Source organism: Enterobacter sp. MF024, from assembly GCF_005843915.1.
In the GTDB taxonomy this organism is placed as follows: domain Bacteria; phylum Pseudomonadota; class Gammaproteobacteria; order Enterobacterales; family Enterobacteriaceae; genus Enterobacter; species Enterobacter barmai.
In genome coordinates, this window is record NZ_VCBB01000030.1 from 1 (window position 1) to 1,245 (window position 1,245).

Annotated in this window: 3 protein-coding genes; 2 read left to right on the forward strand and 1 reads right to left on the reverse strand. The window is 50.2% G+C overall.

Annotated features, from left to right (window positions below):
- On the forward strand, nucleotides 1-741 hold a 741-nt coding region (locus FFB58_RS22775; RefSeq protein WP_171029987.1), incomplete at its 5' end, for a VENN motif pre-toxin domain-containing protein.
- A 3-nt stretch (nucleotides 742-744) separates the two neighbouring features.
- On the forward strand, nucleotides 745-945 hold the full coding sequence (locus tag FFB58_RS22780) for a hypothetical protein (RefSeq protein WP_138371067.1): 201 nt from the start codon (nucleotides 745-747) through the stop codon (nucleotides 943-945).
- A gap of 37 nt (nucleotides 946-982) precedes the next feature.
- On the opposite strand, the gene FFB58_RS22785 is transcribed toward FFB58_RS22780, so the two are convergent.
- Nucleotides 983-1,120: a SymE family type I addiction module toxin gene (locus tag FFB58_RS22785; RefSeq protein WP_138371068.1), complete on the reverse strand. Its 138-nt coding sequence runs from the start codon at nucleotides 1,118-1,120 to the stop codon at nucleotides 983-985.
- Nucleotides 1,121-1,245 lie beyond the last annotated feature (125 nt).

Consider the following 1,245-nt stretch of genomic DNA (forward strand, 5'->3'; position numbering starts at 1 on the left):
CAGACGGTCAGCGCCCTGGCCACGATTTCGGCGGGAATGGCCGGTGGTCTGGCGGGAGACAGCACGGCGGGTGCGGCAGCGGGAGCCGGGGCCGGGAAGAATGCGGCTGAGAATAATGCGTTGGCACTTCCGGCTCCACCACCACCGATCGCGGGCACTAACACCGGCGATGCGGTGAATGATGCCAACAAGACAATGGCATCAGCGCTGGACAAGAAGATAAAAGAGATGAAGGATGCTCTGGATAAAGCAACCCAGTGTTCCTTCGGGCGGGCCTGCTCTGCTGATGATGCAGAGCAAACTGAAGGACCGAATGCAGGCAAGAACCTGACGGATGCGGAGAAGGCTGAACTGGGTGGGTCTGGGTCGGGAACGCCAGGAGGCTGGGAGCCGCAGGATGAGGAGAATGCGCGAAACAACGAAGCTCATAACTCAGCTAATGGAAAGAATTTAAATTCTGAATTAGTTGGTAAAGAAATTGCGGGTGGGCATGCTTTTGAGAAACATGTTCTTCAGCAAGGTGAGTTTACTGGTCTGGGTATAAGAACAAGAGCTCAGTTTGCACAACATATTGAAAATGTTGTTAAGAATCCGACATCTACTAAAGAGTTGAGCAATGGTCGGTCAGCTTATTGGGATCAATCTACTGGTACTGTTGTAATCCGCAATCCTAAAGCATCAGATGGTGGAACCGCTTTTAGACCTGTAAACGGTAGGGCATACTTCGATAATTTGAGGTGATGAATGGATGTAATATCTGTTGCTGGGAAACAAGCTCAATTAACCATTGATGAAAATGAGTTATTGATCCTGAATTCAGCTTTGAATGAAATTTGTAATGGTATCTCTGTTCCTGAATTTGAAACCAGGATAGGGGCTTCTAAAGAAGATGTCTGTGCCTTACTTAATGATATAGGCCATATTTTAGACAACATGATGGCTTGAGAAGATCCCGGCCCCAGCGCCGGGATCTTTTTATCCGTCAGTCCCTGACCGGCTCGATCACCAGTCTTCCCTGTTCCACGCTGACCATGACCGGCGTGTCGGTGCTGAATCCCGCCTCTGCCAGCCAGTTGCCGTTCAGGCGCAGGCTGGGGCTGCGGGAATAGCAATTGGTCATACAGATACAGGTTCTTTAACAGCACTGGATAAAATTGAAAGCAGGGAGCAACACCGTTTCCAGCGGTGGCTTCTTGAGTAAAAACACACCATTCAGGAAGACAGCGCGACGCGGGAGAAAGGTTC